We start from the raw sequence: 26,599 nt of genomic DNA, 5'->3' as shown, positions 1-26,599 counted from the left end.
TGATCGCAATCAGCGGCTTTTCCATTATCAGCCGTTATGATGCTTGTACATCCATAAAAGGCCTGATTTTAACAGGCGCGGCACACGCCCGATCAGCGGACGGTCGTTGACAAGACCGAAACCCGCTTTTTTTCCGAGCGAGCCGAGGACACCTTTCAGCTTAAATTGCGGCATTGTTTCCGGCAGCTCTTCATTGTTCCAGCGTTTCAAAAGAACCTGCACAATTTGCTCCGCCTGCGCTTCAGCAAGCTGGGCGCTCGGCGCATGCGGAAGGGACGCGCAATCACCGACGACGTAAACATGCTCATCGCCCGGAAGGTTATGGTGCGGTGTCAAAACGATGCGGCCTTGCGGATCTTTTTCAGCGTCCAGTTCTCTGACGGCTCTATTCGGCTGAATTCCCGCCGTCCACACGATGGCATCGGCCGGTATTCCTTCATCATGATTATAAACAATGCCGTCTTCCACTTTTGTAATATTCGCATTATTGATAATGGTGACGCCGTGCTCTTCAAACCATTTTTGAACGTATTTGCTGAGCCTTTTCGGAAAGCTTGATAAAATCAGATCGCCCCGGTCAAATAACATAATCTTCAGATCGTCACGGCTTTCTCTTAATTCACTGGCAAGCTCCACACCGCTTAATCCCGCTCCGACGATAGCGACAGATGCATTGGCGCCGAGGTTGTTCAGCTTTTGATAGGCTTCGCGTGACTGGTCAATGGTTTGAATGCTGTAAGTATGTTCCGGCGCGCCGGGCACGTTATGATACTTATCCTCGCAGCCCAGTCCGATCACCGCGTCATCGTAAGAAATCGGTTCGCGGTCATGAAACAGAACTTGTTTGTTTTTCGTGTCGATGGAAGCCACCTCACCGTATTGAACATCCAGATTCGGATGCTCTGGAAAGGACACTCTGATATGATGATCAGAAATCGTGCCGGCGGCGAGCGCATAATATTCTGTTTTTAAGCAGTGATACGGGTTTCTGTCAATCAGCGTGATGGATGTATCTGACGGAAGCTGGTTCGGCAATAAGCGGTGCAGCACCCGCATGTTTCCGTAACCCCCGCCGATCAAGACCAATTTTTTCATAATGATTCCCCTTTTGCCCGAAAAATATGGTAGTCAATGTTGTTACAAAATAACGAACTATGTAAAATAACATCTAGAATTATATCGAATTTGATCTAAAACCACAATAATAGTTTTAAAATAACCTACAAATTGACCAGAAAACGCGTAATAGTAAAACCTTTAACCTGAATTAATATGTTACGATAACGTTGAGCGTGAAACCGGATCTTTGACGAATAGAGGAAATTCCGTTAGGATAAGGTACATATGTGAGGTGAAACCGCATGAATCCGATGATTGAATTCTGTGTCAGCAATTTAGCGCGCGGTTCCCAGGAAGCACTAGAGATCTTAGAGAAGGATCCGAACTTGGACGTGCTTGAATACGGCTGTTTAAGCTATTGCGGGAAATGCATGGAGTCCCTGTTTGCCTTGGTTAACGGCGAAGTGGTCACGGGAGGCACGCCTGCTGAATTGGTTGACAACATATATACATTCATAGAAGAAAATCCGATGTTTTAATCAGAGGCTCCGAACGGGCCTCTTTTTTTATGCGCCCCGGGATTTGGCAAAATAAAAAATTTGTAGACAGCAAAAATAAATATTGTTATCTTAATAAAGACTTTTTTTAAATAAAATTTTAGAGGTGGATTCATTGAATATCGTTTGGGGGCTGCTCGGGGCAGTTGCTATATTAGCCATTGCTTTTTTGTTATCAGAGAAGAAAAGCAAAATTAAACTGCGAACCGTCATTGTCGGTTTATGTTTACAAATGGCCTTCGGATTCATCGTATTAAAGTGGGACGCCGGCCGGGCCGTATTTTTATGGTTCTCAAGCCGTGTGCAGCTTCTCATTGATTATGCGAACGAAGGCATCAGCTTTATTTTTGGCCCGCTGTTAAAAGTGGGCAGCAGCCCGGCTTTCGCGCTGAGTGTTCTGCCGGTCATTATCTTTTTCTCAGCGCTGATTGCCGTTTTGTATCACCTGAAAATCATGCAGCTTATTTTTCGCGTCATCGGAGGCGGACTGTCAAAGCTTCTTGGGACAAGCAGAACAGAATCGCTTGCGGCGGCTGCGAATATTTTTGTCGGACAGTCTGAATCACCGCTTGCCATTAAACCGCTGATTGCGGGATTGACCCGTTCCGAGCTGTTTACGATTATGACGAGCGGCCTTTCGGCTGTAGCGGGTTCGACGCTTTTCGGATACGCCTTGTTAGGCATTCCGATCGAGTACTTGCTGGCGGCCAGCTTCATGGCGGCTCCTGCCGGTCTCGTGTTCGGAAAAATATTAATACCGGAAACAGAAAAAACGCAGACGGTTAAAGGTGACTTTAATATGGACGAAGAAGGCGAAGGCGCCGCTAATGTGATTGATGCCGCGGCAAAAGGCGCGTCCACCGGCCTTCAAATTGCGCTAAACGTCGGCGCCATGCTGCTTGCGTTTGTCGCGCTCATCGCCGTAGTGAACGGAATTCTCGGCGGAATCGGCGGCTGGTTCGGTTTCAAACATATTACATTAGAATCCATTCTCGGTTACGTGTTTTCACCGATCGCATTTGTTATCGGAGTTCCTTGGCATGAAGCGCTGGGAGCGGGAAGCTATATCGGACAAAAGCTTGTGCTGAATGAGTTTGTCGCTTATTCCAACTTCGGTCCCCATATTGCGGACTTTTCTAAAAAAACGTCTACGATTATCAGCTTTGCGCTGTGCGGATTCGCCAACTTCTCTTCCATTGCGATCATGCTCGGCACATTGGGCGGTTTGGCCCCAAGCCGCCGTTCGGACATCGCGCGCCTCGGGTTAAGAGCGGTTATTGCGGGAACACTCGCTAACCTTCTCAGCGCGGCGATTGCCGGCATGTTTATTTAGTAAACGATAAAAGCTCCCTGCATATGCAGGGAGCTTTTATGTATGAAAAACGGGGGATATTTGTATTGTGTCCGAGGGGAAGAGCTTTTATACTAAGTAAAAGAAAAAAAGTTGGAGGCCGATATGAATTCATTCCGTTTTACCAAGATGCACGGTCTTGGAAACAGTTATATATATGTAAATCAATTCGAAGAAAAGCTGCCGGAAGAACGGCTGGCTGAGATTGCCGTTAAAGTGTCCAGCATTCATACGGGCATCGGTTCTGACGGCATGATCCTCATCTGTCCGTCAGAAAAAGCGCCCGTCAAAATGCGGATTTTTAATAATGACGGTTCAGAAGGAAAAAATTGCGGCAACGGCCTTCGCTGTGTGGCAAAGTATGCATACGAACATAAGCTGACAGAAGAAACGTCCTTTTTCATTGAAACGCTCTCAGGTCTTGTGAAAGCAGACATTACGGAGGACAACGGGATAGTGCGTGAAGTCGCCGTTGATATGGGTGAACCCCGCCTGACCAAAAAAGAGCTGCCGATGCTCGGCAATGAAGATGAACGGACGATCGATGAGACCTTTGTCTTCGGAGAGACGGAGCTTTCAGGAACTGCCGTATCAATGGGAAACCCCCATATTGTCTTTCCGGTTGAAGATATCAGTCAAGCACCTCTTACAACGCTCGGCCCCGTCATTGAAAAAGACCCGAGATTCCCGGAAGGCGTCAATGTCGAGTTTGTGGAAACCGTCAGCGCGGATGAACTTCATTTCCGTGTATGGGAACGCGGCTCCGGCATTACACAGGCTTGCGGAACAGGCGCCTGTGCGGCGGCTGTCGCATCCGTATTGAACGGTGTTTCTGAACGGAACCGGGATATCACTGTTCATTTGGCGGGAGGCGACCTTGTGATTAATTGGCAGGACAATGGGCACGTGCTGATGACAGGTCCCGCCGAAACCGTATGCAGCGGCGTCTATTATTTGTAAACAGCTCGTTTGAGAAATACGCTTCTCAAGGTTTATAATAGATATTAGTATTCGTTTTTTAAAAAGGAGGTCTACCTATGAGTGTTCCAGTAACCATCACTGAAGCAGCAGCTTTGCATATAAAAGATATGATGAAAGAGCATGAAGAAGAAAACGCGTTCCTCCGTGTGGGCGTAAAAGGCGGCGGCTGCAGCGGCCTGTCTTACGGAATGGGATTTGAGCATGAAAAAGGCGAAAAAGACAGCATGTTTGAACAGCACGGAATCACCGTTTTGGTCGACAGCGACAGCCTCGATATTATGACCGGCACGATCATCGACTTCAAACAGTCCATGATGGGCGGCGGCTTCACCATTGACAACCCGAATGCCATCGCTTCCTGCGGCTGCGGATCTTCTTTCCGCACGGCCAAAAACGCCGGTACGCCGGAAGAGTGCTAGGGCTCAACCTGCCATTCTTAGGATGAAAAAAATATGACGTCTTTCTTTTCGATAGCGCTTGTTTAATAAAAGTAAAACCCGCTCAACAGAAGCGGGTTTTGCTTTTTCAAAGATGTTATTCAATTGTATGTTTCATTGCATTGTACATATTTGCCGTGTGTTCATCGGCTTTATCCCGGGACATGCGCAGCCGTTCCACAGAAGAACCATATCCGATTTCAAGTTTGCCCTCTTTAAGTCCTTTAAAAATCCCATCAGCGAATTCATCCAGCGGTTCTCCTTGCGTATGCAGTCCTGCTCCGCCTAAATCTGTATTGACTGCCGGAGGCGCAACTTCAATCACTTCTACAGCTGAATCAGAAAGCTGGTGTCTCAGACTCATTGTAAATGAATGAAGCGCCGCTTTCGTTGCTGAATAGATCGGTGCAATGGCAAGCGGTGTAAAAGCCAATCCCGAAGAGACGTTAATGACAGCCGCATCTTCTTTTCCGGCAAAAAACGGAGCGAACAGCATGGACAGGTGGAAGGGAGCTTCAATGTTCGTTGTGATTTCTTTATTGAAATAGTCCCAATTGTCCTTCGCATCCGCTTTCAGCACATGAAAACGTTGTTGAATCCCCGCGTTATTGACTAACACATTCACTTCCGGATAGTTCTCTGTCACCCAATCAAACAGTGATACACGTTCAGATGGAATGCTCAAATCACTGACATAGGTAATAAGATCCGGAAATGTTTCCTTTGCTTTTTGAAGAGCATGTTCACGCCGTCCGGTCACGATGACTTTATTTCCCGCTTTTAAAAATCGTTCTGCGAAAGCCAATCCTATTCCGGCATTTCCGCCTGTAATCAGTATTGTATTTCCCGTCAGTTTCATATGAACTCCTCTTTTCCAATTGTTTTACATTTCTTTGATAACATTTCAGCTGCAATCCGATCAATATATTTTTTGGGATCATCGGGAAACCCGCCAAAACTATTCTTTCCTTGTCACAATATGATGATACGGCTTAAAGTGCGGTTTAAGTCAACAAAAGAACCTTTTCCGTTCCAATTGTGGGATCTTTATTGATGCGATAAAGCGTACCGTACAACATGGGAAAAAGGCAATTAAAAACGTTTCTGATTAAAACAAAAGGACGGCGATGCATATGCAGGAAGGAAACAGCGTTGATATCAGGCCGCTCAGCCTGAATGATGCAGAGCAGGAACTGGTTTTGCAGACGGAAAACCGCATGTTTTTTGAACGGTTTGCCATGTCGAGACAAGAGGATTTTTATACGCTGGAAGGCCGGAAAAAACGAATTGAACAATCACTGAAGAATGCGGAAAATGACACAGAATACAGCTTCGGCATTTTTCTTCAGGATCAGGCCCTGATTGGTACGATCAGCCTTTTCAGGTGGTTCGGGGCGACATCCAAAGCGCTTTCATCGGTTGCTTTTTAGATGGCAAACATAATGGAAAAGGCTATGCGACGAAGGCTGTCAAGCTGGCAGCCGATTATGCATTCAATGAGCTGAACCTGCATCGGATAGAAGCCGGAGTCATGCCGCACAATAAGGCGTCAATCCGTGTGCTCGAAAAAGCTGGGTTTCATAAAGAAGGCATTGCGAGAAAAAATGTAAAAATAAATGGAAAATGGGAAGATCATCAGGTGCTGGCGATCATACATCCGGAGGATACATAACGATATCCTCCTTTTTTGGATCCTGCGTCTCATTACGCAGGTCATTCTCTCAAATATCTCAAATCCATTGTCTAAATCGTACTATTTGCAAATTAAGAAAAAAATAAAGGGTATATAGCATCAAAAACTATGAAAAATATGCTCTTTGTCAACACGTTCTAAAGTCATATTTTTCGAAAGGATATTGATTTTTTGATAGGAATAAACTAAATTGTAAAAGTATAGAATAGTTCGTTTATTTTGTAAGAAAAGGATGATAATATGATAGGTCAATTGAGCAATAAAAAAATATTTTTAAGTTCTTTTTTCATCATTTTGATCTGTTCATTACTCTTCCAATTCAGTATTTCAGATAAAGTGCTGCAGTCTTATTACTCTTCTGTCGGAGAAAATACCTACGATATCGGGGAGAAAAGTGTTCGTACGATTGTCATGTTTCTGCAAGGGTTTATGATCTTCACCACTTTTGTGGAAATCCTGATAGGCGGGTTTCTGTTATTCGTTGCCGCTTTTATTCTCGGTACAAAAAAACCGAAAAAAATATATTTGCTTCTATATACGCTGACTTCTTTAATCTCGGCATTTAAAATGCTGATTCTGTCAGTTGTTAACTACTTAACGGCTGATTCCTCACTTATATATTCTGCCGGCGGCACCAAACTGAGTTTACAGCTGCTGGATCCATTTCTGCTTCTGTCAATCGCGGCTCTTTATGCTGCCGCAGGAAAACTTACCGATCTCAGCAAAGGAAAGAGAATTATTTTAACTGGATGTTTTGTTTTATTAAAACTCTTCACTATCTTCTTTAATTATTTTATGGCGGATAAAATTTAGCTCGGGAGAGAGTCAATTAAGCTGAATTTTATTATATATTAAAAACAGAGCAGGGGGATGTTAAGATGAACTTAGTAAAATCTAATAAAAAATCTTTTATTTTGTTTGGCGCGGCTCTTGCTGCAGCGACGTTGGTTTATGCACTTTTATTAACTGGCACTGAATTAAATGTGGCGGCGGCTCATGCATTCTCAGCCAATGCTGAATTAGCTTCGACTCTCGGTATCTCTACAGCAGCAGCTAAAAAAGCAATTGATATCATTGATGCGGCTTCAACAATTGCTTCTATCATTTCTCTCATCGGTATCGTTACAGGCGCAGGCGCGATTTCTTATGCAATCGTTGCAACAGCAAAAACAATGATTAAGAAATACGGCAAAAAATACGCAGCTGCTTGGTAAAATCGATCGATAAATAATTGCTCTTTTTGTACAAGCTGCAAAAAGAGCCTCTCTCCCAAATACATATGTAAGGATTGAAAGTATGATAGTCAGACAAATTACAGCTCTTATCAAATATAATACCCTGTCGTCGTTCCGCAAAAAAAAGGAAGATTGGGGAATTCCTCAACTCAACGGCAAACTGCTGTCTGCCATTATTATTTCTCTGTTATGTGTTTATCTTATTTTACTGGGATGCGGCGTTGTATTCGGGACAAAACTGATTCAGCTTCCTATCAGCGCGTGGGGGCAATTTGTTTTAATCGCCGTTTCATTGGAGCAGCTTTTTTGGGCTGCCGGCTTCTTTAAAGAACATCAAAATGCTTTTCTGCTGGATACGCGCAAGGTCATTCATCAATTAAAAAAGGTTCGTTTTTTACAGCTGTTTTCAGTTTTTACCGGCCAGGCGATCAAAAAAACCATTTTCGTATGGTATCTTTTTGTTTTTCCGGTCTTTTTGTTTTTAACCGGCGCAGGCATGGCTGGATCTGCAGCGGTCATCGTATTTTTCTTGGGCTTCGTTTATTTTCTTCTCAATTTATTTTTATCTATGCTGTTTTCTTACGTTGTTTATCTTCTTACGAATATGTGGAGCAAATGGTTTTACTTGAAAATCATGAAGGGCATTTTATTCAGCGTCAGCCTGCTGGTGCCGCTGGCAGTGGGGTATGCCGTTTATCTTCTCGTGTTTGGGGAGTATACGGTAAAGGACATTTCCGGATTTACGGAGTCGCCGGCTTTCCGGAACATCCTCATGAATACACCGTATGTATGGCTGGTATTCCGCTCAGATTCTGTGCTCGTTTTCGCAGCAGTATTTGCAGCCGCCGTCCTTTTTACGGCTGGACTGTTTAAGCTCTGGGCGGCTACCCTGAAGAAAATGGATCTTATTCCTTATATGTTTTTGACAAACGCGGCTTTTGCACCAAAGCTTAAATTATATAGGAATAACAAAATATTTCATGCCGTTTTTCAAAAGGACCTTCTGTTTCTAACGAGAATTGACGGGTTTTTTATCAGGAATTTCGGCAGTATGCTTTATTTGTTCATGCTGTTTTTAGGTTTTTGTGTTCCGCTGCTTTCTCATCATTTTACCGGGTATTCGGCAGCCGCCATCGTGTCCGCCGCGGTTATCATTGCGAACTTTTCGTATCAGCTCGTCGGGGACGCGCTCAAAACCGTATTATCCGTTGACGGAGAAATGAAAAATCAGCATCTGTTTCACCGGAATATCAAACATGCGTGGCAGCTCGTGTTTCCGAAAGTATGTATTTATAATCTTGCGGCTCTTATCTATTCATTCATCATGACCATTTTGATTACGGTGTTTTTTCCGTCCTCCGCTGCGCTGACGGTCTACCTGTTTATTGTATTTTTATGTTCGGGTTTTTTATACAGTCTTGTCCAGATTTCAAGCACCGCCTTGTACCCTAAAAAAAACTGGGAGCATCTGTACGAAATCGGAGAAGCCGGGAAAGCAAAGACGTACAACAACTTATACGGTTCTTTGATTTTCATTGTGTCGCTTCAAATTGCTGCGATCACGTCATATTTTATTTATAAAAAGCCGGAACTTGAAACGCTGCTTATTCATTCTGCATCAGGTATATTTGTCCTGTTCACACTATTAAACTATGGAGTCATGTTTCTGTTTCTTCGCAGAATTAATATGGCGGAAAGGTTTGCGAACAATGATTAAATTAGTGAATATACAAAAAAACTATAGTGAAAAACAGGTGTTAAAGGATATTTCCTTTGAGGTGAAAAAAGGCTCAATCTACGCTTTGCTCGGGACCAATGGAGTCGGGAAAACAACGACTTTGAAAATCATTTCGGGCCTGCTTAAACCGACGTCAGGCTGCGTCGTGATTGACGGTAAAGAAATAGATTCAGAAGAGGGAGGGCAAATATCGGCTGATATCGGTTTTGTGCCCGACCATGCCTTTTTATATGATTATTTAACGGGAGTCGAATACTTGCGTTTTACAGCGGAGATGTTTCAAGTGCCGTCTCAGCGGACAAATGATTATATAAAGAATATGTTAGAGACGCTGAAGCTTTCACAAGACGGAAATCAGCTGATTAAAACCTATTCACACGGAATGAAACAAAAATTATCAATCGCTGCCGCGCTCATTCATCAGCCTAAGATCTTAATCCTTGACGAGCCGCTGACGGGCATTGATTTAATCAGCGGCAAAACGATACGGACGTTATTGAAGGAGTACGTCAAACAGGGGAATACGGTCCTGTTATCGACTCACCTGCTGGAACTGGCGCATTCGTTGTGCGATACGATCGGTATTATCCATGACGGCGTTTTTGCGGCAGAGTATCAGTCATCCGAGCATTCATTAGAAGAAATCGAAGAAATGGCTGAGCGTATCTATACATGATGAACCGCATTTTGCCGGCAATCAGAACGTCCGCCATTCCGTTAACCGCGTCATTGCTGTTTTTTTCAGGCGGTGCAATCGCTGCGGTTTTTACCGATCACTTTGTATCATCAGCGTCTTATAATGGCTCGTCAGGCGCAGTTGAATTGTTAAAGAATAATGCAATCGCTTGTCTGTTTTTAGCGGCAGGTTTTTTTACTTTTGGGTTGACCTCAATCTTTTATTTATTCACCAACGGGTTTATTTTAAGCGGCTCTATTCTCGAAAATCTGCATAGCGGGGTTCCTTTTTATCAGATTTTTTTACTGCTAATTCCTCATGGTATATTTGAAGTTCCTGCGTTATTATTGAGTGGCGCCATTGGTTTTAAAGGCGTTGATTTGGTCATCAGGCTGTGTTTTTCTAAGGAAAAAAAGATAATGGCTTCAATGTTCAGGCATATCGGAATATTGGTGCTGCTTATTATTTGTCTGCTGATCGCCGCTGCCATTATTGAAGCTTACATCACACCAATTTTTAAGTAAAAGGGGCAGAAATCATATGAGAAGTAAATTATCATTAATCGGTGTGCCGATTGTTATGATTATCGGTTATATCATTTCTTTATCCTTTGAGTGGCTGTTTCCTGTTCTTACTTTTGGAGTGGCAGGACTGTATCTCTTTATATTTGCTCCGGTGCAAAATAAATTCATCCGTTACATCTTTTTGTTTATTTTTGTGATTAATCTGTTGGCCAGTGCGGCTCTTTATTTTGGTATTTAATAAAAAAATGACATTCATGTTGAATGTCATTTTTTTATTTTCGAGCGGCTCTGCTGTGTGTTAAAATCTGTCGCCGTTGAAAATTGAGTTTTTTACGATCACGTAGTCGACATTGCGGATGGCTTCGAGTTTATTGCCCCCGGCGTAAGAGATGGAAGACTGCAGATCCTGCTCCATTTCAATCAGCGTATCCTGCAGAGATCCTTTATGCTCAACATGCATTTTTTTGCCCTCGACGTTTTTCTTTTCGCCTTTTTGAAATTCGGAAGCGGAGCCGAAATATTCTTTGTACAGCTTGCCGTCGATTTCGATTGTTTGCCCCGGTGATTCTTCGTGGCCGGCGAATAATGATCCGATCATGACCATAGACGCGCCGAAACGGATGGACTTCGCAATATCGCCGTGCGTGCGGATGCCGCCGTCAGCAATGATCGGTTTGCTTGCCGCTTTTGCACACCAGCGAAGCGCGGCTAATTGCCATCCGCCGGTTCCGAAGCCGGTTTTAATTTTTGTGATGCATACTTTCCCGGGCCCGATCCCCACTTTTGTTGCGTCAGCGCCCGCGCGTTCCAGTTCCCGTACAGCTTCAGGCGTCCCGACATTCCCTGCAATGACAAAGCTTTCCGGCACATGTTCTTTAATAAATTGAATCATGCTGATCACGGCATTGGAATGGCCGTGCGCGATATCAATAGTAATATAATCCGGTACAAGCTCCTGTGCTTTCAGCTCGCGGATGAATTCATAATCGTTGTCTTTCACGCCGACGCTGATCGAGGAAATCAGTCCGCGTGCTTTCATATCCTGGACAAAGGCCAGGCGTTTTTCCGGCTCGAAGCGGTGCATGATATAAAAATACCCGTTTTCAGCGAGCCAGGCCGCGATGTTTTCATCTATAATCGTCTGCATGTTGGCCGGTACGACCGGAAGTTTAAATGTGTGTCCGCCCAATGTAACTGATGTATCACATTCAGATCGGCTGTCCACAATGCATTTTGCAGGAATCAGCTGAATATCTTCGTAATCAAATACATTTTCCATAAATAACACCCCTAAAAGCGAATGATAAAATTATAATTAAATAAAATGTTCGTCTTTTTATAATGTACTTTGTTTTGTCAGGAATGTCAAATGATTTCATGCTGCCTCATACGCCGTCAGCTTGTCATCTTTTTGCAGTTTGGTTATCATAGTAGTATTGTGTGTTGTAAGACATTTGTTACGATAGATAGATTTGCAAAGAAGGGAGGGGCCGGTGTGGAACAAAAACAGCCCGGGCACAGCCCGAAAGCCCAGAAAATTCAGGACCGGATTATTTTAGGCACGATTTGGGTCGTGTCGGCGCTTGTGATTGCGCTCGTTGTCGGAACCGTCATGAATTATATGTGGATCTTTAAATAAAAAAGAGTCTGTGCCGGCAGGACACAGACTCTTTTTTTATTATTTTTCAAACATGCTTGTAGAATGCAGAGGCTGGACGCGCGCTTTCGGGTCCATGTAAGCCTTCGCGTTGTTCACGGCTGTCGGAGCTTCGCCGAAACCGCTCGCGATCAGCTTGACTTTGCCTTCATATGTGCAGATATCTCCGGCGGCAAAGAAGCCTTCGATATTGGTTTCCATCGTGCTTTTGACGACGATGGAGTTTTTCTCGATTTCAAGACCCCAGTTTTTAATCGGGCCGAGGGAAGAAACAAAGCCGTAGTTTACGATCAGGTCATCAATTTCAATGATTTCTTTGCGGTCGCCTTTCACTTCTTCGAGAACGAGCTGTTCGATCCGGTCTTCACCGACAAGTTCAGCCGGAACAAACGGTGTCAGCACGTTGACTTTAGAATTGTGCAGGTTTTCGACACTGTGCTCATGCGCGCGGAATTTATCACGGCGGTGGATGATGCTGACTTCTTTGGCGATCGGCTCAAGCATGAGCGCCCAGTCAACAGCGGAATCGCCGCCGCCCAGAACGGCAACGCGTCTGCCTGCGAATTGATTGAGGTCGTCAATGAAGTAGTGCAGGTTTTTGCCTTCATATTGCTCCGCTGATTCCAGCTCAAGCTTTCTCGGCTTAAACGCGCCGTTTCCCGCGGTGATAATGACCGTTTTTGAATAATGCGTTTCTGAATTCGTGACAAGCTTAAACACACCGTCAGCCTGTTTTTCAACAGATTCAACGGCCTGCTCTAAGCAGATGGTCTGATCGAACTTTGCCATTTGCTCTTTTAAGTTGTTCACAAGTTCTTGGGCGCGGATTTTCGGGAATCCGGCTACATCATAAATATATTTTTCAGGGTACAGCGCGCTGAGCTGGCCGCCAAGCTGAGGCAGGCTCTCAATGATTTTGACGCTCGCCTGTCTCATCCCCCCGTAAAAAGCGGTAAACAGGCCGACCGGGCCGCCGCCGATGACCGTAATATCATAAACCTTTGAATCCTCTTGCATACCAAATTGCCTCCTAATTGAAAATTGTTATTAATTATAACATAGAATTTGAAAGGATGACGAGTGCCGAAAACCGCCCGGCCGCTTCATTCTTGAAAAAAATTGCGCCTGCCGCTAATATGGGGACAAATTCCAATCTGTTTTTTCCTGAATGTTTTCCGATGCTTCCGGATAGTATGGTGATATGCAGACATGTGCGGTTTTCTAAAAAATTTATAATTCATTTCATAAAATCCCGCCAATAAGCTGAAGCTAATACAAATGTTGATTTGATTATGCGTCTAACAGCAAAAAAAAGAAGGTGGATGTGATGGCATTGAATAAACCCAAAATCGTGGTTTTAGGTGCAGGTTATGGTGGATTAATGACAGTAACAAGGCTTCCGAAGCATATCGGGGCAAATGACGCCGAAATCACTTTGGTCAATAAACACAATTATCATTATGAAACGACATGGATGCATGAAGCGAGCGCAGGAACGCTCCACCATGACCGCTGCAGATATCAAGTGAAAGATGTAATTAATGATTCACGGGTCAAATTTGTGCAGGATACCGTAAAAGCAATAGATGTGCAAAATAAAAAGGTGACGCTTTCACAAGGGGACATCCCTTATGATTATCTCGTTATCGGGCTGGGCGCCGTCCCTGAAACATTCGGGATTAAAGGCTTAAAAGAGTTCGCCTTTCCGATCGCTAATATTAATACGTCACGTCAGCTGAAAGAGCATATTGAGCTCCAATTTGCGACATACAATACGGAGGCCGAAAAACGCCCCGACCGCTTAACCATCGTCGTCGGCGGAGCGGGCTTTACGGGAATTGAATTTCTCGGCGAACTTGCGAACCGCAAGCCGGAGTTATGCAGAAATTATGATATAGATGAAAGTCTCGTCCGGATCGTCTGCGTCGAAGCCGCTCCGACGGTTCTGCCGGGATTTGACCCGGAGCTTGTCGATTACGCCGTTCAATACCTTGAGAGCAAGGGTGTTGAGTTTAAAATCGGCACGGCGGTTCAAGAATGCCGCGCGGACGGTGTCACAGTCGGCAAGAAGGATGAAGAGCCTGAAGAAATCAAATCGCAGACCGTTGTCTGGGCCGCAGGCGTACGCGGACATCCGATCGTGGAGGAAGCGGGTTTTGAAAATATGCGCGGCCGCGTCAAAGTCAATCCCGATCTTCGGGCGCCCGGCCATGATAACGTTTTTATTCTCGGCGACAGCTCGCTCTTTATTAATGAAGAGACGGAACGGCCGTACCCGCCGACTGCTCAGATCGCGATGCAGCAAGGAGAAACCGTGGCCAAAAACCTGGGCCGTCTGATTAAAGGAGGCCAGCTTGAAGAGTTCAAGCCGGACATTAAAGGAACCGTCGCCTCCCTCGGTGAGCATAACGCGGTCGGTGTCGTATACGGCAGGAAGCTCAAAGGCACGCCGGCGTCCTTTATGAAAAAGGTCATTGACAACCGTTCGTTATTTATGATCGGCGGACTCGGCCTGACACTGAAAAAAGGGAAGTTTAAATTCTTCTGAAAAACCCGCAGGAGCGGGTTTTTTCTTCTTTCAAAAAAGAGCGTTATATAAAGCATGTAAGAGAAAAAAACGAATGTTTCCGCTTACATGAAATGATTCGTTACATATTCTGACTTGGTGCTTGACAAGTAAATATGATATATTATCAGAAAATTAAGAAAAAGGGTGATCCGCATGAAAACGACAGCAAAAAGCACGGCGGCGTGTCCGTTCTGCTCAGGTAAAGGGTATTTTCAATTGCTTCTTGGCGGCTCCGAAACATGTCCCTCCTGCCAGGGAAGCGGCAAAGAGAGACGCTGAATTTTCCATACGTTGACTTTTTTACCGCCCCCGAGGTACACTGAAAGTGCTGTAGGGGGTGGATGTTTGTGATTAGTTTGCCGGTGGTTCTGATCTCAATCGTACTATTTTTCGTACTGTTTTTCGGCATTGGCTTTCTGTTGAACATGCTGCTGAGAATGTCGTGGATTATGGCTGTTGTCTATCCGATTGTATGCCTTTTCATTATCAGTAATAAAAAGATGATCAGTTACGTGCAGGCGCCGGGGGAATCATTTCAAAGCCTGTTTCAGCGGATCATGTCATTAGCGGCTGCGGATGTCGTGATTTTGGCAGGCGGACTGGCGGGAGCGATCATGTCAGGCATTGCCATAAAGGCGCTGAGAAAAAGAGGATATCAAATGTTTTAAGCCGCTTTCTTATTCAAAGAAAGCTTTTTTTGTGCCTCGGCGCTTTTTGTATAGCACCTCACCGGGTTGGGAACACTGACTCGGAGGAGAGTGATTTCAGATTGACGATAATCAGACGCGTATTCATGATCGCGCTTTTTTTGGGCGCATGCCATGCGACATACTTTTCCATAACGGGTGTTGAAGCAAAGGATCTGACAAATTGGATGACGGAACATCGCGGCGCTGTTTTGAAAAACATCGGCACTCCGTTTCAGTCCTTACAGAATCAGCCGGAAAAGCAGGCATCAGGCAAGGTAAAACCGCTGGAAGAAGCTTTTGACTGGGAACGCTATCCGTCAAAAAAGGTGACGGCCACCGGTTATACCGCAGGAGCGGAATCTACGGGGAAATCTCCGGGCCATCCGCAGTATGGAATTACATATTCAGGCGTGAAGGTCAAACGCGATTTATATTCAACTGTGGCTGCCGATCCGTCTGTTTTCCCGATCGGGACGATTCTGTTTATACCGAATTATGGATACGGGGTTGTCGCCGATACCGGCTCGAAAATTAAAGGCAGCCGTCTGGATCTCTACTTTGACACCGTAAAGGACGTCTATAACAACTGGGGCAAAAAAACACTTGATGTCTACATTGTTAAAAAAGGGAACGGCAAAGTGACCGAGGACGAACTTGTAAAGCTGAACGAAACAAAGTCACTTCAAGTCTTCAGAAATCAATACAAAACGGTAAAAGAATAAAAACGCTTCAGCATCCGCTGAAGCGTTTTTTACATAAAGAAATAATTTAAAATCAGTGTCAGTACAATGCCGGTGACGCCGCCGAAGAACACTTCGATCGGCTGATGGCCGAGCAGTTCTTTCAGTTTCTTCTGTTTTTCTTTCTCTTCCGCTTTCTGAAAGTCCTTCGCTTCGCTGACAAACCGATTAAAGTCGATGACCAGTTTATTAATGACCGTCGCCTGTTCACCCGCATGCCGCCTGACACCGGTAGCGTCAAACATCGTGATGACGGCGAAAATCGCGGCGACTGCAAACAGAGGCGAGTCCAGTCCCTGTTCTAAAGCGACTCCGGTTGACAGCGCGGTGACGGCGGCGGAATGGGAGCTCGGCATGCCGCCGGTGCTCGTCACAAGAGACCAGTCAAGTTTTTTGGATACGATAAATTGAATAGGCACTTTTACAACTTGGGCAAAAATAATGGCAGCAAAACTCGCCAGTAAAGGAAAATTCATAAATACATCCATATGCGACATCCTTTCTGTATCTGCGAAAGTCCGATCATATCGAAAAACTGCAGAAAACGCCCTTAGTTTGGTAAAATAAAATCAATGGAAAAATGTTTTTTCATTATACCACTTTACATAACAAATACCCACATAAGGAGTGTGTACTCATGTTTTATGCATCTGATCAATTGCGGCATCCCGAAACCCTTGTCATCGGTCTTTTTCAAAAAAGCATGCTGAGCGGATTTACGAAGGAATTGGATGATAAACTGGACGGACATTTGACACAGCTGTTAAAGGACGGTGATGTGTCTGCCAAACGCAATCGTGTATCAAAAGTATACCCTCCGGCTGCGACGGGTATGAAACGTATTTACTTTATCGGCTTGGGAAGGGAAGCGGATTATTCGTTTGAAGATGCGAAAGAATGCTTCGCACGCGTGTTTCAGCAGATTCACCAAGATAAAAAACAAGAAGTATCCGTTCTGCTTGATACGTTCGTCTCCGGTGAAGTGCCTGCCGCCGATGCCGCTCATGCGCTTTCGGAAAGCTGTCTGCTTGCGGTTTATGAGGTGCAGGATTATAAACATAAATCGAATGAGCCGGATCAGGAACTGACTTCCGTCTGCGCCGTGACCGAAGAAGACTTGAGGGAAGTGCAGGCCGGCCTGAACGTCGGCGCGGCATACGGCCAAGGGACGAATTCAGCCCGCACGCTTGTGAACATGCCGGGAAATATGCTGACGGCCACCGATTTGGCGTCATATGCAGCTGAGCTTGCGGCAAAATATGATTTTGAGTGTGAAATTTTAGAAAAAGAAGAAATGGAAGAGCTCGGAATGGGCGGGCTGCTAGCCGTTAACAAAGGCTCATCCGAACCGCCGAAAATGATCGTTCTGAAGTATCAGGGCAAAGATTATTGGGAAGATGTCATCGGCCTGGTCGGAAAAGGAATTACCTTTGATACCGGCGGATATTCAATTAAGCCGAAAACCGGCATCGTCGGCATGAAAAGCGATATGGGAGGGGCCGCTTCGGTATTGGGCGCAATGGAAATTATCGGCGAACTGCGGCCTGAACAAAACGTGCTAGCCGTCATTCCGTCTACGGACAACATGATCTCGTCTGATGCCATGAAGCCGGATGACGTCATCGTCTCGCTCAGCGGAAAAACCATTGAGATTCTGAACACCGATGCGGAAGGCCGCCTCGTGCTTGCCGACGGCATCACATATGCCAAGCAGCATGGAGCTTCTGTCCTCGTAGACGTCGCAACGTTAACGGGCGGTGTCATTGTCGCCTTAGGAAACGAAATGACGGGCGCCATGACCAATCACGCCGGATTTTATAAGCAGGTGGCAGAATCGGCGAAGGAATCCGGAGAGCCGATCTGGCAGCTTCCGATTACAGAAAAAGATAAAAAACGCGTGAGAAACAGTCAGATGGCTGATTTGAACAATTCGCCGGGTAGAGAAGGCCACGCGATTATGGCGGGCACATTCATTGGTGAATTCGCGGAAAACACCCCGTGGGTTCATCTCGACATTGCGGGAACCGCGACGGCGAATAAAGCGACATGCTTCGGCCCTGCCGGCGCAACAGGCGTCATGGCAAGGACGCTGGCCGTTTTGACTGAGCGGTTTACGCCTGAAAGATAACAGCACCCGCTGCCTTGATGCAGCGGGTTTTTTGATTTCCAAAATCTTTAGTTGACTAAAGCGCGGAATGTATGTTAACTTTAATTATCTACTACATTAGCAAACTAAAGGATTTTTGGAGGGACTCATCAATGAATGCTGTTGTTGTCGCAGTATTGCTTATGCTCGTCTTAAGCCTGCTGCGTGTCAATATTATTATAGCTTTAATGATCGGAGCGCTTGCCGGCGGACTGACAGGGGGCTTAGGCCTCGGAGAGACGGTGAAGGCTTTTACGGACGGTCTCGGCGGAAATGCAACCGTCGCGGTCAGCTACGCGCTGCTCGGAGCATTTGCCGCGGCGCTGACAAAGACGGGGCTTCCCGATGCAATGGTCGAAGCGTCTGTCAAACTAATCGGTAAAAAGGAAGATTCGCGGAAAAAAGCACTGTCTAAAGTGTTAATCGTGCTGATTATTTTAATCATATCCTGTTTCTCGCAAAACGTGGTGCCCGTTCACATTGCGTTTATTCCGGTATTAATTCCGCCGCTTTTAAAAATATTTAACGAACTTGAAATGGACCGCAGGCTGGTCGCGTGTGTGATGACATTCGGACTGACTGCGCCGTACATCGTTCTGCCTGTCGGTTTCGGACAGATTTTCCAGGGGATGCTGAGAGATAATATGGCATCAGCCGGTTTAAAGGTGCCGCTCAGTGATATCCCGTATGCTTTAATCATCCCGACAGCGGGGATGGTAGTCGGTTTAATTTTATCCGTCATCGTCTTCCGGAAACCGAAGAAATATGAGACGAAGGAGATTGCCGGATTATCGTCTTCTCCTTATACGAAAAAAAGCATTGCGATCGCTCTGTTCTCCATTGCCGTGTCGCTTGCCGTTCAGCTCTACCTGTCACAGGTGCTCGGAGTGGAAGGCATGATCATGGGCGCGCTCGCCGGCTTGTTTACGCTGTTTATCAGCGGAGTCATGAAGCGCAATGAAGCGGATAAGCTGATCACAGACGGTATGATTCTGATGGCCTTTATCGGTTTTGTTATGCTCGTTGCGGCCGGTTTTTCAAATGTATTGAACAAAACGGGGGATGTGGCTTCCTTGGTCAAAGCATCAACAGGCTTTATCGGCCACAGCCAATCGTTAGGCGCGCTCCTGATGCTGATCGTCGGTTTATTAATCACAATGGGAATCGGATCGTCATTTGCAACCGTCCCGGTCATTACGACTATATTTGTTCCGCTGTGCGCTCAGCTCGGATTCAGCCCGATGGCGACGATCGCCGTAATCGGAGCGGCCGCCGCGGTCGGTGATGCGGGTTCTCCTGCAAGTGACAGTACGCTCGGGCCGACGTCAGGCCTCAGCGCCGACGGACAGCACCACCACATTTGGGATACGTGCGTCCCGACATTTATTTTCTATAACATTCCGCTTGTCATATTCGGCTGGATTGCCGCAGTTGTCCTGTAAAAAAAGGCTCCCGGAAAGGGGAGCCTTTTTGAATGCTGAAAAAACTTACGCCGGATTTCGATTGAAGCCCGTCGCTTTATGAATGGACCTGTAAATGGCAGGCGCGACAGATGCCAATAACAGTGCTAAAATGATATCTTTTATGAAAAACCAAATCATATAAAACCAGGCCATTCCGTAGCTGATCGGGGCATGAAGCCATAATTTCAGCGCAATATACGTATAGGTCGTGCCAATGAGATAAATGACCGCGGTACCGATCAAAGAGGCCCATGCATAATGCAGACGGCCGGGTTCTTTTGTCTTTTCCAGCAGCCAGCCTGCTGCAAATGCCGCCGGGATGTAAGCGAGAATAAATCCCCCGCTCTTTCCGATAAACGGCGCAAAGCCTGCTGAGAATTGGGCGAAGATGGGAGCCCCCGCGAGTCCGGCCAATGCGTATACCGTCATTGCAATGGCGGCCCGTCTTGCGCCGAGAAGCATCGCGGCTAACAGGCAAAAGAAAGGCTGCAGCGAGAGCGGAATTCCCGCAACTTGCAAAAAGGGAGCCATTGATGTAATGTTGGCGCCGATGGCCATCAGTGCGGCAAACATGCCGATAAGCGCCATATCGCCCGCGCGAAGGTTGCGTTGTTTCATTTGTTTTTCCCCCTTACACTTGTACCTGATTAGCGTAATCGAAGGATAATTAATTGTCAACACGAATTTTATATAGGTTTACTAAATGGAGGGAGCCCTATGTTTTTCGGGAAAACGAAACAAACAGGACAGTCGGATCGGATTCCGCCAAACCAAAATGTCACAACGAAGTTTCCCGTGCTTCACGCCGGAAATGTTCCTTATTATGAAGATATGTCAAAATGGAACCTGCAGGTGTACGGGCTTGTCGACCGTCCTATGCTGTTAAGCTTTGAAGATATTAAAGCCTTTCCGAAAGCCGAATTGAAAAATGATATTCATTGCGTTACGGGCTGGTCCCGTCTTGATAACGTCTGGCAGGGCATACGCGCGAAAGACATCGCTGAGAAAGCGGGTGTGCACAAAGAAGCCGGTTTCGTCATTTTGCACGCTGAAGAGGGCTGGACGGCCAATCTGCCGCTTTCTGATTTTACGCGGGAGACATCCCTGCTTGCATATGCGCATAACGGCGAGCCGTTAACGCCCGAGCACGGCTATCCGCTCAGAGGCGTTTTCCCCCATCTTTATTTTTGGAAAAGCGCCAAATGGCTGCGCGGCATTCAGTTCACAAAGGAAAACCACCCCGGCTTTTGGGAGAAAAACGGCTACCATATGAGGGGAGATCCATGGAAAAATCAGCGCTTTACATGGGATTAAACACATATCATCATATAGTTCTTAGGTACCTTATTGAAATAAGGTGCTTTTTTTATATCCAAAATCCATTGACTTTGTTTGGCAAAAAACCTATTATTTGAGGTGTCTTTTGATATTGAAAATCATTATCAATAAGCGGAGCGAATGTCATAGAGGGGATGAACTCATAATGGACGGAAAACAAACAAAGCGGGGTTTCGCGCAGGCCGGACGATACGCGATTCCGGGTACAGAAGTAAGAGAAATGCGTTCAAAAGGAGGCCGTACGTATCGTATCTTCGTCTCTTTTCCTCAGGAAGAACCGCCTCCATCCGGCTTTCCCGTCATCTATCTGCTTGATGCGAATTCCGTGTTCGGTACAATGGCCGAAGCGTTGCGGATGCAAAGCCGCCGGCCGGAAAAAACAGGCGTTGTCCCGGCGGTGATTGTCGGAATCGGCTACCCGACTGATCAGCCGTTTTCCGCCGAACGCCACAGTGATTTTACGATGCCGCTCTCTGAATCAGAACTGCCGGTGCATCCGCGCGGCGCGGCGTGGCCCGAACAGGGTGGAGCGGAAGCGTTTCTGGCATTTATAGAAGAAGCAGTAAAGCCCGCGGTGGAGTGGGATTATCCGATCGACAGAGACAGGCAGACGATTTTCGGCCATTCGCTGGGCGGTCTTTTTGTGCTGCAAGTGCTTTTGACGAGACCGGACATGTTCCAGACCTATGTTGCCGGGAGTCCGTCAATTCACTGGAACAAACGTTTCATTCAGGAAGAAGCGGAGCGTTTGTCAGACCGGCTCTCTGAGGACAATCTTCAAGTCAGCGTACTGCTGGCAGCGGGAGAAATTGAAAAGACACATAAAAGCAGAATTCCGCAGCACGCAGAGGCGCTGTATTCTGTACTATCTGAGTTTGAAGGTGGCGGAGTACGCGCTGAATACCGCGAGTTTGAAGGAGAGGGCCATATCTCTGTCCTGCCCGTTTTAATCAGCAGAGCCCTGCGTTTCTGCCTGAATCCGGGAGGGCCGCATACCCCGTATTCTCCTGCCTGAGAAAAACAGGCCCTTCGAACTAAATACGGCTGATTCTAATTTTCTAATTGACGGAGTGTTTTGATTTGGATATGATTGTCTTGAATCATAATTGATAATGATAATCATTATCAATATAGGAAGGGAATGATAATATGGACGCATTGGGAATGAGAGGGAAAACGGCGGTTGTCACCGGCGCCGCTCAAGGCATTGGAGAAGCAACAGCGCTTGCCCTTGCTGAACAAGGCGTAAATGTGGCTGCTATAGATAAGAATGAAGGCCTGCTTCGGGGGCTTACTGACAGACTCCGGGAAAAAGGCGTGCAGGCGCAGGCTTTCGCAGCAGATGTATCAGACAGTGCGGCTGTCAATGATATCATCGCCGCCGTTGAACGCGACATGGGTCCTATTGAAATATTGGCGAACGTTGCGGGCGTGCTGCGGCCAGGGCCGGTGCATTCCCTCAGTGATGAAGAGTGGGATCAAACATTTTCAGTTAATACGACCGGTGTATTTCATGTGTCACGGGCTGTCAGCCGATACATGATGGAGCGGAAAAAAGGCGCCATCGTAACGGTCGGTTCAAATGCAGCCGGAGTTCCGCGTGCTTCCATGGCGGCTTATGCGGCGTCGAAAGCGGCAGCCGTCATGTTTACGAAATGCCTCGGGCTGGAGCTTGCGGCCTATCATATCCGCTGCAACATCGTATCTCCCGGCTCAACGGAAACCGACATGCAGCGTGCGCTGTGGCGGGATGAAAACGGAGCACAGGACGTTATCAGAGGTTCGCTTGATACATATAAAACGGGAATTCCGCTTCAAAAGCTGGCAAAGCCTTCTGATATTGCAAATGCCGTTTTGTTTCTGGCCTCTGAACAGGCAAGCCATATCACGATGCATGATTTATGCGTGGATGGCGGCGCTACTTTAGGCATTTGATGTAACGAGAAGGAGGGACAATCATGACAAATCAACATTTATTGACGGAAGTGTCTGCAAAAGAGGTGCTGGACGCTTACAAGCCCGGAGCGTTCTTTTTAGCTTCCCCGAAAAGTACGCTCCTTGCAGAAGGTGTGTTTGCAAAAGTGCCGGATGCAGACGCGGAGAATCAGCTGGACTCACTGCCTGAACGTGTGAGACAGACGCTTCTTGAGGCAAAGCAAGCCGGCATCAAACATCCGATTGCGGCCGGCGCCATTCCGTTTGACGGGAGAAAAGCTTCGCGGCTTTTTGTACCGAAAGCCGTCCTAACGGCAGGGCCGCTTTCGTTTACGGAAGCTTCCGCAGAAAAACCCCAAGCGAATACATATGACATCCGGCCCGTTCCTGACCCTGAGGACTTTATGAGCGGTGTGGTACAAGGCGTTTTAAACATTACGGACGGTCCGCTCAGCAAGATTGTACTGTCAAGGACGCTGCATCTGACCGCTGAAAGAGATATCGACATTCCCCAGGCCGTCAAGCATTTGGCGCAGCACAACCCGCGCGGCTATACATTCGCTGCAGATGTGACGGGGACCTCAGAAACAAGAAAAACGCTTTTCGGCGCGAGTCCTGAACTGCTTCTGTCGAAAAACGGAACATCCATTTTGTCCAATCCGCTGGCAGGTTCCAGACCGCGAAGCACAGATCCCGCTGAGGATCAGAGAAGAGCGGAGGAACTTCTGCAATCAGCTAAAGACCTGCATGAACATGCCGTAGTCGTTGCCGCAGTTGCCGCCGCACTTAAACCGTTCTGCCGTGTGCTTGATGTGCCGGAAAAACCGTCACTCATTAAAACTGAGGCGATGTGGCACTTGTCCACCGAGGTGAAGGGAGAGCTTAGTGACCCGTCAACGACATCGCTTGAGCTGGCCATCGCTCTTCATCCGACGCCCGCTGTATGCGGAACGCCGACGGATGCGGCGAGAGAAGCGATTCAAAATATTGAGCCGTTTGACCGCAATTTCTACACGGGAATGGCGGGCTGGTGTGATGCTGAAGGTGACGGAGAATGGATTATCGCACTCCGCTGCGCCGAAGCGGAAACAAGGTCTCTCCGGCTCTTTGCGGGTGCCGGGATTGTCGCCGGATCAAAGCCGCAGGACGAACTGGACGAGACATCGGCGAAATTCCGCACCATGCTCCGGGCGATGGGGCTTTATCAAGATGAGATGTAAAAAAGGAGGAAACAGATCGTGCTGACTGGATTTACGCCATGGCCGGAAGAATGGGCTGACAAATACCGCAAAGACGGCTGCTGGAAGGGTGAAACTTTCGGAGGGATGCTGAAAGAGCGCGCGGCTTTATACGGAGATCAAACTGCCGTGACGTGTAAAGGTGTACATTGGACCTACAAAGAATTGGATGAAAGGGCCGACCGTTTGGCTGCGGGACTGCACAAGCTCGGAATTCAAAAGGAAGACCGCGTTGTCGTTCAGCTGCCGAATATCGCTGAGTTTTTTGAAGTGATTTTTGCGCTGTTCCGGCTCGGGGCGCTGCCCGTCTTCGCGCTGCCTTCTCACAGAAGCAGTGAGATTACGTATTTCTGCGAGTTTGCGGAGGCGAAAGCATACATCATTCCTGATACGCATTCAGGCTTTGATTACAGAACGCTTGCCAGACAGGTGAAAGACAAACTTCCGGCTTTGGCGCATGTCATTGTGGCCGGCGAGGCTGAGGAATTTCAGGAACTGAGCAGCCTGCATAGAGAGCCCGTCCAGCTGGAAGACGTCAGCCCGGCGGAAGTCGCCTTTTTACAGCTTTCAGGAGGCAGTACGGGGCTGTCCAAGCTGATTCCGAGGACACACGATGATTACATATACAGTCTGCGCCTCAGTGCGGAAATATGCGGCTTGGATCATCACAGCGTTTATTTAGCCGCTTTGCCGACAGCGCATAATTATCCGCTCAGCTCACCCGGTGTGCTGGGAACTTTATATGCTGGGGGACGGGTTGTTCTGTCACCTGCGCCGAGTCCGGATGACTGCTTCCCGTTAATTGAAAAAGAACGTGTCACGATTACAGCGCTCGTCCCGCCGCTTGCAATGGTGTGGATGGAAGCATCCGCTTCGCGACGTGATGATTTATCAAGCCTTCAAGTGCTTCAGGTTGGAGGCGCCAAATTCAGCGCGGAAGCGGCCCGCCGTGTGAAAAGCGCTTTCGGATGCACTCTTCAGCAGGTTTTCGGAATGGCGGAAGGATTGGTGAATTATACGAGACTGGATGATCCCGAGGAGATCATTGTCAATACGCAAGGCAGACCGATGTCACCATTTGATGAAGTGCGGGTTTTAGATGATGACGGACGGGACGTGGCTCCCGGGGAAACCGGACATTTGTTCACACGCGGCCCTTACACGATTCGCGGATATTATAAAGCGCCTGAACATAATAAAAGATCATTCACAGACGACGGCTTTTATCAGACCGGCGATCTCGTCAAACTGACGGCGGACGGTTATATCATCGTCGAAGGACGCGCGAAAGATCAAATCAACCGGGGCGGCGAAAAGATTGCCGCTGAAGAGGTGGAAAATCACCTTCTGGCTCATCCTGCCGTTCATGATGCGGCCATGGTTTCAATGCCGGATGATTTTCTCGGAGAGCGGTCCTGTGTGTTCGTCATTCCGAAAGGAGAAGCGCCGAAACCGGGAGAGCTGAAAGCGTTTTTACGGGAGCGAGGGCTGGCGGCATATAAAATTCCCGACCGGGTTGAATTTATCGCTTCTTTCCCAAAAACCGGCGTCGGCAAGGTCAGCAAAAAGGACCTTCGCGAAACAATCGCCCAAAAATTGAAGCCTGCTGAAATCAAACAATCATAAAAAGGAAGTGTTTATATTGGCTATACCGGCTATTCCCGCATATGCGCTGCCGACAGCGTCAGATATGCCTGAAAATAAAGTATCGTGGACGCTGAACCCGAAACGTGCGGTGCTTTTAATCCATGACATGCAGAATTATTTCGTCGATGCTTTTGAGAAAGGGAAGGCTCCGATCACGGAGGCGGCTCAGAATATCAAGAAAATAAAAGAGCAATGCAAAGCGCTCGGCATTCCGGTGGTGTACACCGCGCAGCCGGGCAGCCAAGACCCGGCAGACCGCGCCCTGCTGACGGATTTTTGGGGGCCGGGACTTAAAAGCGGTCCTTATGAAGAAAAGGTCATTCCGGAGCTTGCCCCCGAAGATCAGGACATTGTCCTCACAAAGTGGAGATACAGCGCGTTTAAACGGACGAATCTCCTTGATATCATGCGTGAAAAGGGCAGAGATCAGCTCATTATTACGGGAATTTACGCACACATCGGCTGCCTCGTCACAGCCTGTGAAGCTTTTATGGATGATATTCAAAGCTTCTTTATCGGAGACGCCGTAGCTGACTTTTCTTCAGAAAAACATAAGATGGCCATCGAATATGCGTCCCAGCGCTGCGCTTACACGGCTTTGACAAACGAAGTGCTGGAAGTGCTGGGCGGCTCGCCGGTTTCTGGCGGAAAAGAGAAGACACCCGCCGCATTGACAAAAGAACGGGTTCGGGAGCAAATTGCGGCGATTCTTCAAGAATCTCCGTCCGATATTCCGGATCAGGAAGACCTGCTGGACAGAGGCCTTGACTCCGTCAGAATCATGAGCCTTGTCGAACAATGGCGCCGTGACGGAGCTGAAGTGACGTTTGTGGAACTGGCGGAGAATCCGACGCTTGAAGAGTGGTGGAGACTGCTTTCTTCCCGATCTCAAAAAGTCTTGCCGAATGCAGATTATTTATAAGGGA

The 26,599-nt window shown here is 47.1% G+C and carries 29 protein-coding genes and 1 pseudogene; 24 read left to right on the top strand and 6 right to left on the bottom strand.

Annotated elements, in window-relative coordinates:
• Positions 1–27 precede the first annotated feature (27 nt).
• Positions 28–1,095: an NAD(P)/FAD-dependent oxidoreductase gene (locus AD710_RS03630; RefSeq protein WP_049627290.1), complete on the bottom strand. Its 1,068-nt coding sequence runs from the start codon at positions 1,093–1,095 to the stop codon at positions 28–30.
• A gap of 266 nt (positions 1,096–1,361) precedes the next feature.
• Here AD710_RS03630 and AD710_RS03625 point away from each other — a divergent pair, with 266 nt between their 5' ends.
• The 4 genes from AD710_RS03625 to AD710_RS03610 all read left to right on the top strand — a co-directional run bounded on the left by AD710_RS03625 (position 1,362) and on the right by AD710_RS03610 (position 4,367).
• Complete coding sequence (locus AD710_RS03625) at positions 1,362–1,598, top strand: YuzB family protein (protein ID WP_007408721.1); 237 nt, start codon at positions 1,362–1,364, stop codon at positions 1,596–1,598.
• Positions 1,599–1,731: 133 nt separating this feature from the next.
• Positions 1,732–2,949, top strand: coding sequence for a NupC/NupG family nucleoside CNT transporter (locus AD710_RS03620; RefSeq protein WP_016938070.1), 1,218 nt, complete (start codon positions 1,732–1,734; stop codon positions 2,947–2,949).
• A 123-nt stretch (positions 2,950–3,072) separates the two neighbouring features.
• Positions 3,073–3,927 carry a diaminopimelate epimerase gene (gene dapF, locus AD710_RS03615; protein WP_049627289.1) on the top strand — a complete coding sequence of 285 codons (855 nt, stop codon included), beginning with the start codon at positions 3,073–3,075 and terminating at the stop codon, positions 3,925–3,927.
• Positions 3,928–4,004: 77 nt separating this feature from the next.
• Positions 4,005–4,367 (top strand): HesB/IscA family protein, encoded by a 363-nt coding sequence (locus tag AD710_RS03610; RefSeq protein WP_016938072.1) that lies wholly within the window; start codon positions 4,005–4,007, stop codon positions 4,365–4,367.
• Positions 4,368–4,482: 115 nt separating this feature from the next.
• Here the strand turns inward: AD710_RS03610 and AD710_RS03605 are convergent, their stop codons facing one another.
• On the bottom strand, positions 4,483–5,244 hold the full coding sequence (locus tag AD710_RS03605) for an SDR family oxidoreductase (protein ID WP_016938073.1): 762 nt from the start codon (positions 5,242–5,244) through the stop codon (positions 4,483–4,485).
• Positions 5,245–5,518: 274 nt separating this feature from the next.
• Between AD710_RS03605 and AD710_RS03600 the strand changes: the two are divergent.
• From AD710_RS03600 to AD710_RS03570, 7 genes and pseudogenes are all read left to right on the top strand, one after another.
• Positions 5,519–6,057, top strand: a pseudogene (locus tag AD710_RS03600) (GNAT family N-acetyltransferase).
• Positions 6,058–6,318: 261 nt separating this feature from the next.
• Entirely contained in the window at positions 6,319–6,891 is a 573-nt protein-coding gene (locus AD710_RS03595) for a hypothetical protein (RefSeq protein ID WP_016938075.1), read from the top strand.
• A gap of 65 nt (positions 6,892–6,956) precedes the next feature.
• On the top strand, positions 6,957–7,292 hold the full coding sequence (locus AD710_RS03590) for an uberolysin/carnocyclin family circular bacteriocin (RefSeq protein ID WP_003151973.1): 336 nt from the start codon (positions 6,957–6,959) through the stop codon (positions 7,290–7,292).
• Between the two features lie 82 nt (positions 7,293–7,374).
• Entirely contained in the window at positions 7,375–9,030 is a 1,656-nt protein-coding gene (locus AD710_RS03585; RefSeq protein ID WP_049627288.1) for a hypothetical protein, read from the top strand.
• Positions 9,023–9,727 carry an ABC transporter ATP-binding protein gene (locus AD710_RS03580; protein WP_016938077.1) on the top strand — a complete coding sequence of 235 codons (705 nt, stop codon included), beginning with the start codon at positions 9,023–9,025 and terminating at the stop codon, positions 9,725–9,727. The genes AD710_RS03585 and AD710_RS03580 overlap by 8 nt, the downstream gene beginning before the upstream one ends.
• A complete protein-coding gene (locus tag AD710_RS03575; protein WP_049627287.1) occupies positions 9,724–10,251 on the top strand; it encodes a stage II sporulation protein M in 528 nt (175 codons plus the stop codon). The genes AD710_RS03580 and AD710_RS03575 overlap by 4 nt, the downstream gene beginning before the upstream one ends.
• Before the next feature lie 16 nt (positions 10,252–10,267).
• Positions 10,268–10,489 (top strand): DUF5970 family protein, encoded by a 222-nt coding sequence (locus AD710_RS03570; protein WP_003151978.1) that lies wholly within the window; start codon positions 10,268–10,270, stop codon positions 10,487–10,489.
• Between the two features lie 60 nt (positions 10,490–10,549).
• Here the strand turns inward: AD710_RS03570 and guaC are convergent, their stop codons facing one another.
• Positions 10,550–11,530, bottom strand: a complete 981-nt coding sequence (guaC, locus tag AD710_RS03565; RefSeq protein ID WP_049627286.1) for a GMP reductase — start codon at positions 11,528–11,530, stop codon at positions 10,550–10,552.
• A gap of 216 nt (positions 11,531–11,746) precedes the next feature.
• Between guaC and AD710_RS19755 the strand changes: the two genes are divergently transcribed.
• Positions 11,747–11,890 (top strand): hypothetical protein, encoded by a 144-nt coding sequence (locus tag AD710_RS19755; RefSeq protein ID WP_016938080.1) that lies wholly within the window; start codon positions 11,747–11,749, stop codon positions 11,888–11,890.
• 39 nt (positions 11,891–11,929) lie between these two features.
• On the opposite strand, the gene yumC is transcribed toward AD710_RS19755, so the two are convergent.
• A complete protein-coding gene (gene yumC, locus AD710_RS03560) occupies positions 11,930–12,925 on the bottom strand; it encodes a ferredoxin--NADP reductase 2 (RefSeq protein ID WP_007613496.1) in 996 nt (331 codons plus the stop codon).
• Positions 12,926–13,235: 310 nt separating this feature from the next.
• Here yumC and AD710_RS03550 point away from each other — a divergent pair, with 310 nt between their 5' ends.
• The 4 genes from AD710_RS03550 to AD710_RS03540 all read left to right on the top strand — a co-directional run bounded on the left by AD710_RS03550 (position 13,236) and on the right by AD710_RS03540 (position 15,888).
• A complete protein-coding gene (locus AD710_RS03550; RefSeq protein WP_047476951.1) occupies positions 13,236–14,456 on the top strand; it encodes an NAD(P)/FAD-dependent oxidoreductase in 1,221 nt (406 codons plus the stop codon).
• A gap of 174 nt (positions 14,457–14,630) precedes the next feature.
• Entirely contained in the window at positions 14,631–14,756 is a 126-nt protein-coding gene (locus tag AD710_RS19475; protein ID WP_007408708.1) for a YuiA family protein, read from the top strand.
• 68 nt (positions 14,757–14,824) lie between these two features.
• Positions 14,825–15,145, top strand: a complete 321-nt coding sequence (locus AD710_RS03545) for a YuiB family protein (protein ID WP_029575317.1) — start codon at positions 14,825–14,827, stop codon at positions 15,143–15,145.
• Between the two features lie 101 nt (positions 15,146–15,246).
• Positions 15,247–15,888 carry a 3D domain-containing protein gene (locus AD710_RS03540; RefSeq protein WP_016938085.1) on the top strand — a complete coding sequence of 214 codons (642 nt, stop codon included), beginning with the start codon at positions 15,247–15,249 and terminating at the stop codon, positions 15,886–15,888.
• 29 nt (positions 15,889–15,917) lie between these two features.
• Here AD710_RS03540 and AD710_RS03535 read toward each other — a convergent pair whose 3' ends face one another.
• Positions 15,918–16,394, bottom strand: coding sequence for a divergent PAP2 family protein (locus tag AD710_RS03535; protein ID WP_016938086.1), 477 nt, complete (start codon positions 16,392–16,394; stop codon positions 15,918–15,920).
• A gap of 149 nt (positions 16,395–16,543) precedes the next feature.
• Here AD710_RS03535 and AD710_RS03530 point away from each other — a divergent pair, with 149 nt between their 5' ends.
• Complete coding sequence (locus AD710_RS03530; RefSeq protein WP_016938087.1) at positions 16,544–18,034, top strand: leucyl aminopeptidase; 1,491 nt, start codon at positions 16,544–16,546, stop codon at positions 18,032–18,034.
• Positions 18,035–18,165: 131 nt separating this feature from the next.
• A complete protein-coding gene (locus AD710_RS03525) occupies positions 18,166–19,494 on the top strand; it encodes a Na+/H+ antiporter NhaC family protein (RefSeq protein WP_049627285.1) in 1,329 nt (442 codons plus the stop codon).
• A 45-nt stretch (positions 19,495–19,539) separates the two neighbouring features.
• On the opposite strand, the gene AD710_RS03520 is transcribed toward AD710_RS03525, so the two are convergent.
• Complete coding sequence (locus AD710_RS03520) at positions 19,540–20,133, bottom strand: biotin transporter BioY (RefSeq protein ID WP_049627284.1); 594 nt, start codon at positions 20,131–20,133, stop codon at positions 19,540–19,542.
• A gap of 99 nt (positions 20,134–20,232) precedes the next feature.
• On the opposite strand from AD710_RS03520, the gene AD710_RS03515 reads away from it, so the two are divergent.
• From AD710_RS03515 to AD710_RS03490, 6 genes are all read left to right on the top strand, one after another.
• A complete protein-coding gene (locus AD710_RS03515) occupies positions 20,233–20,829 on the top strand; it encodes a sulfite oxidase-like oxidoreductase (protein WP_049627283.1) in 597 nt (198 codons plus the stop codon).
• A gap of 169 nt (positions 20,830–20,998) precedes the next feature.
• On the top strand, positions 20,999–21,868 hold the full coding sequence (locus AD710_RS03510) for an alpha/beta hydrolase (RefSeq protein ID WP_049627282.1): 870 nt from the start codon (positions 20,999–21,001) through the stop codon (positions 21,866–21,868).
• Between the two features lie 134 nt (positions 21,869–22,002).
• The gene (locus tag AD710_RS03505; RefSeq protein ID WP_049627281.1) at positions 22,003–22,788 is read left to right on the top strand and encodes a 2,3-dihydro-2,3-dihydroxybenzoate dehydrogenase; all 786 of its coding nucleotides are present in this window, start codon (positions 22,003–22,005) and stop codon (positions 22,786–22,788) included.
• A gap of 23 nt (positions 22,789–22,811) precedes the next feature.
• Positions 22,812–24,008: an isochorismate synthase DhbC gene (dhbC, locus tag AD710_RS03500; RefSeq protein ID WP_049627280.1), complete on the top strand. Its 1,197-nt coding sequence runs from the start codon at positions 22,812–22,814 to the stop codon at positions 24,006–24,008.
• An 18-nt stretch (positions 24,009–24,026) separates the two neighbouring features.
• On the top strand, positions 24,027–25,652 hold the full coding sequence (locus AD710_RS03495; protein WP_049627279.1) for a (2,3-dihydroxybenzoyl)adenylate synthase: 1,626 nt from the start codon (positions 24,027–24,029) through the stop codon (positions 25,650–25,652).
• A 16-nt stretch (positions 25,653–25,668) separates the two neighbouring features.
• Positions 25,669–26,595: an isochorismatase gene (locus tag AD710_RS03490; protein WP_049627278.1), complete on the top strand. Its 927-nt coding sequence runs from the start codon at positions 25,669–25,671 to the stop codon at positions 26,593–26,595.
• Positions 26,596–26,599 lie beyond the last annotated feature (4 nt).

The organism is Bacillus sp. JFL15 (genome assembly GCF_001184225.1).
GTDB lineage: Bacteria > Bacillota > Bacilli > Bacillales > Bacillaceae > Bacillus > Bacillus siamensis.
The sequence above is the reverse complement of the archived record's forward strand: the minus strand, read 5'-3'. Positions and strand labels throughout refer to the sequence as shown.

Bases quoted from the DNA above. Each gene is read 5' to 3' on its own strand.
- AD710_RS03630 (WP_049627290.1), bottom strand. From the start codon at position 1,095: ATGAAAAAATTGGTCTTGATCGGCGGGGGTTACGGAAACATGCGGGTG.
- AD710_RS03625 (WP_007408721.1), top strand. From the start codon at position 1,362: ATGAATCCGATGATTGAATTCTGTGTCAGCAATTTAGCGCGCGGTTCC.
- dapF (WP_049627289.1), top strand. From the start codon at position 3,073: ATGAATTCATTCCGTTTTACCAAGATGCACGGTCTTGGAAACAGTTAT.
- AD710_RS03610 (WP_016938072.1), top strand. From the start codon at position 4,005: ATGAGTGTTCCAGTAACCATCACTGAAGCAGCAGCTTTGCATATAAAA.
- AD710_RS03605 (WP_016938073.1), bottom strand. From the start codon at position 5,244: ATGAAACTGACGGGAAATACAATACTGATTACAGGCGGAAATGCCGGA.
- AD710_RS03595 (WP_016938075.1), top strand. From the start codon at position 6,319: ATGATAGGTCAATTGAGCAATAAAAAAATATTTTTAAGTTCTTTTTTC.
- AD710_RS03590 (WP_003151973.1), top strand. From the start codon at position 6,957: ATGAACTTAGTAAAATCTAATAAAAAATCTTTTATTTTGTTTGGCGCG.
- AD710_RS03585 (WP_049627288.1), top strand. From the start codon at position 7,375: ATGATAGTCAGACAAATTACAGCTCTTATCAAATATAATACCCTGTCG.
- AD710_RS03580 (WP_016938077.1), top strand. From the start codon at position 9,023: ATGATTAAATTAGTGAATATACAAAAAAACTATAGTGAAAAACAGGTG.
- AD710_RS03575 (WP_049627287.1), top strand. From the start codon at position 9,724: ATGATGAACCGCATTTTGCCGGCAATCAGAACGTCCGCCATTCCGTTA.
- AD710_RS03570 (WP_003151978.1), top strand. From the start codon at position 10,268: ATGAGAAGTAAATTATCATTAATCGGTGTGCCGATTGTTATGATTATC.
- guaC (WP_049627286.1), bottom strand. From the start codon at position 11,530: ATGGAAAATGTATTTGATTACGAAGATATTCAGCTGATTCCTGCAAAA.
- yumC (WP_007613496.1), bottom strand. From the start codon at position 12,925: ATGCAAGAGGATTCAAAGGTTTATGATATTACGGTCATCGGCGGCGGC.
- AD710_RS03550 (WP_047476951.1), top strand. From the start codon at position 13,236: ATGGCATTGAATAAACCCAAAATCGTGGTTTTAGGTGCAGGTTATGGT.
- AD710_RS19475 (WP_007408708.1), top strand. From the start codon at position 14,631: ATGAAAACGACAGCAAAAAGCACGGCGGCGTGTCCGTTCTGCTCAGGT.
- AD710_RS03535 (WP_016938086.1), bottom strand. From the start codon at position 16,394: ATGGATGTATTTATGAATTTTCCTTTACTGGCGAGTTTTGCTGCCATT.
- AD710_RS03530 (WP_016938087.1), top strand. From the start codon at position 16,544: ATGTTTTATGCATCTGATCAATTGCGGCATCCCGAAACCCTTGTCATC.
- AD710_RS03525 (WP_049627285.1), top strand. From the start codon at position 18,166: ATGAATGCTGTTGTTGTCGCAGTATTGCTTATGCTCGTCTTAAGCCTG.
- AD710_RS03520 (WP_049627284.1), bottom strand. From the start codon at position 20,133: ATGAAACAACGCAACCTTCGCGCGGGCGATATGGCGCTTATCGGCATG.
- AD710_RS03515 (WP_049627283.1), top strand. From the start codon at position 20,233: ATGTTTTTCGGGAAAACGAAACAAACAGGACAGTCGGATCGGATTCCG.
- AD710_RS03510 (WP_049627282.1), top strand. From the start codon at position 20,999: ATGGACGGAAAACAAACAAAGCGGGGTTTCGCGCAGGCCGGACGATAC.
- AD710_RS03505 (WP_049627281.1), top strand. From the start codon at position 22,003: ATGGACGCATTGGGAATGAGAGGGAAAACGGCGGTTGTCACCGGCGCC.
- dhbC (WP_049627280.1), top strand. From the start codon at position 22,812: ATGACAAATCAACATTTATTGACGGAAGTGTCTGCAAAAGAGGTGCTG.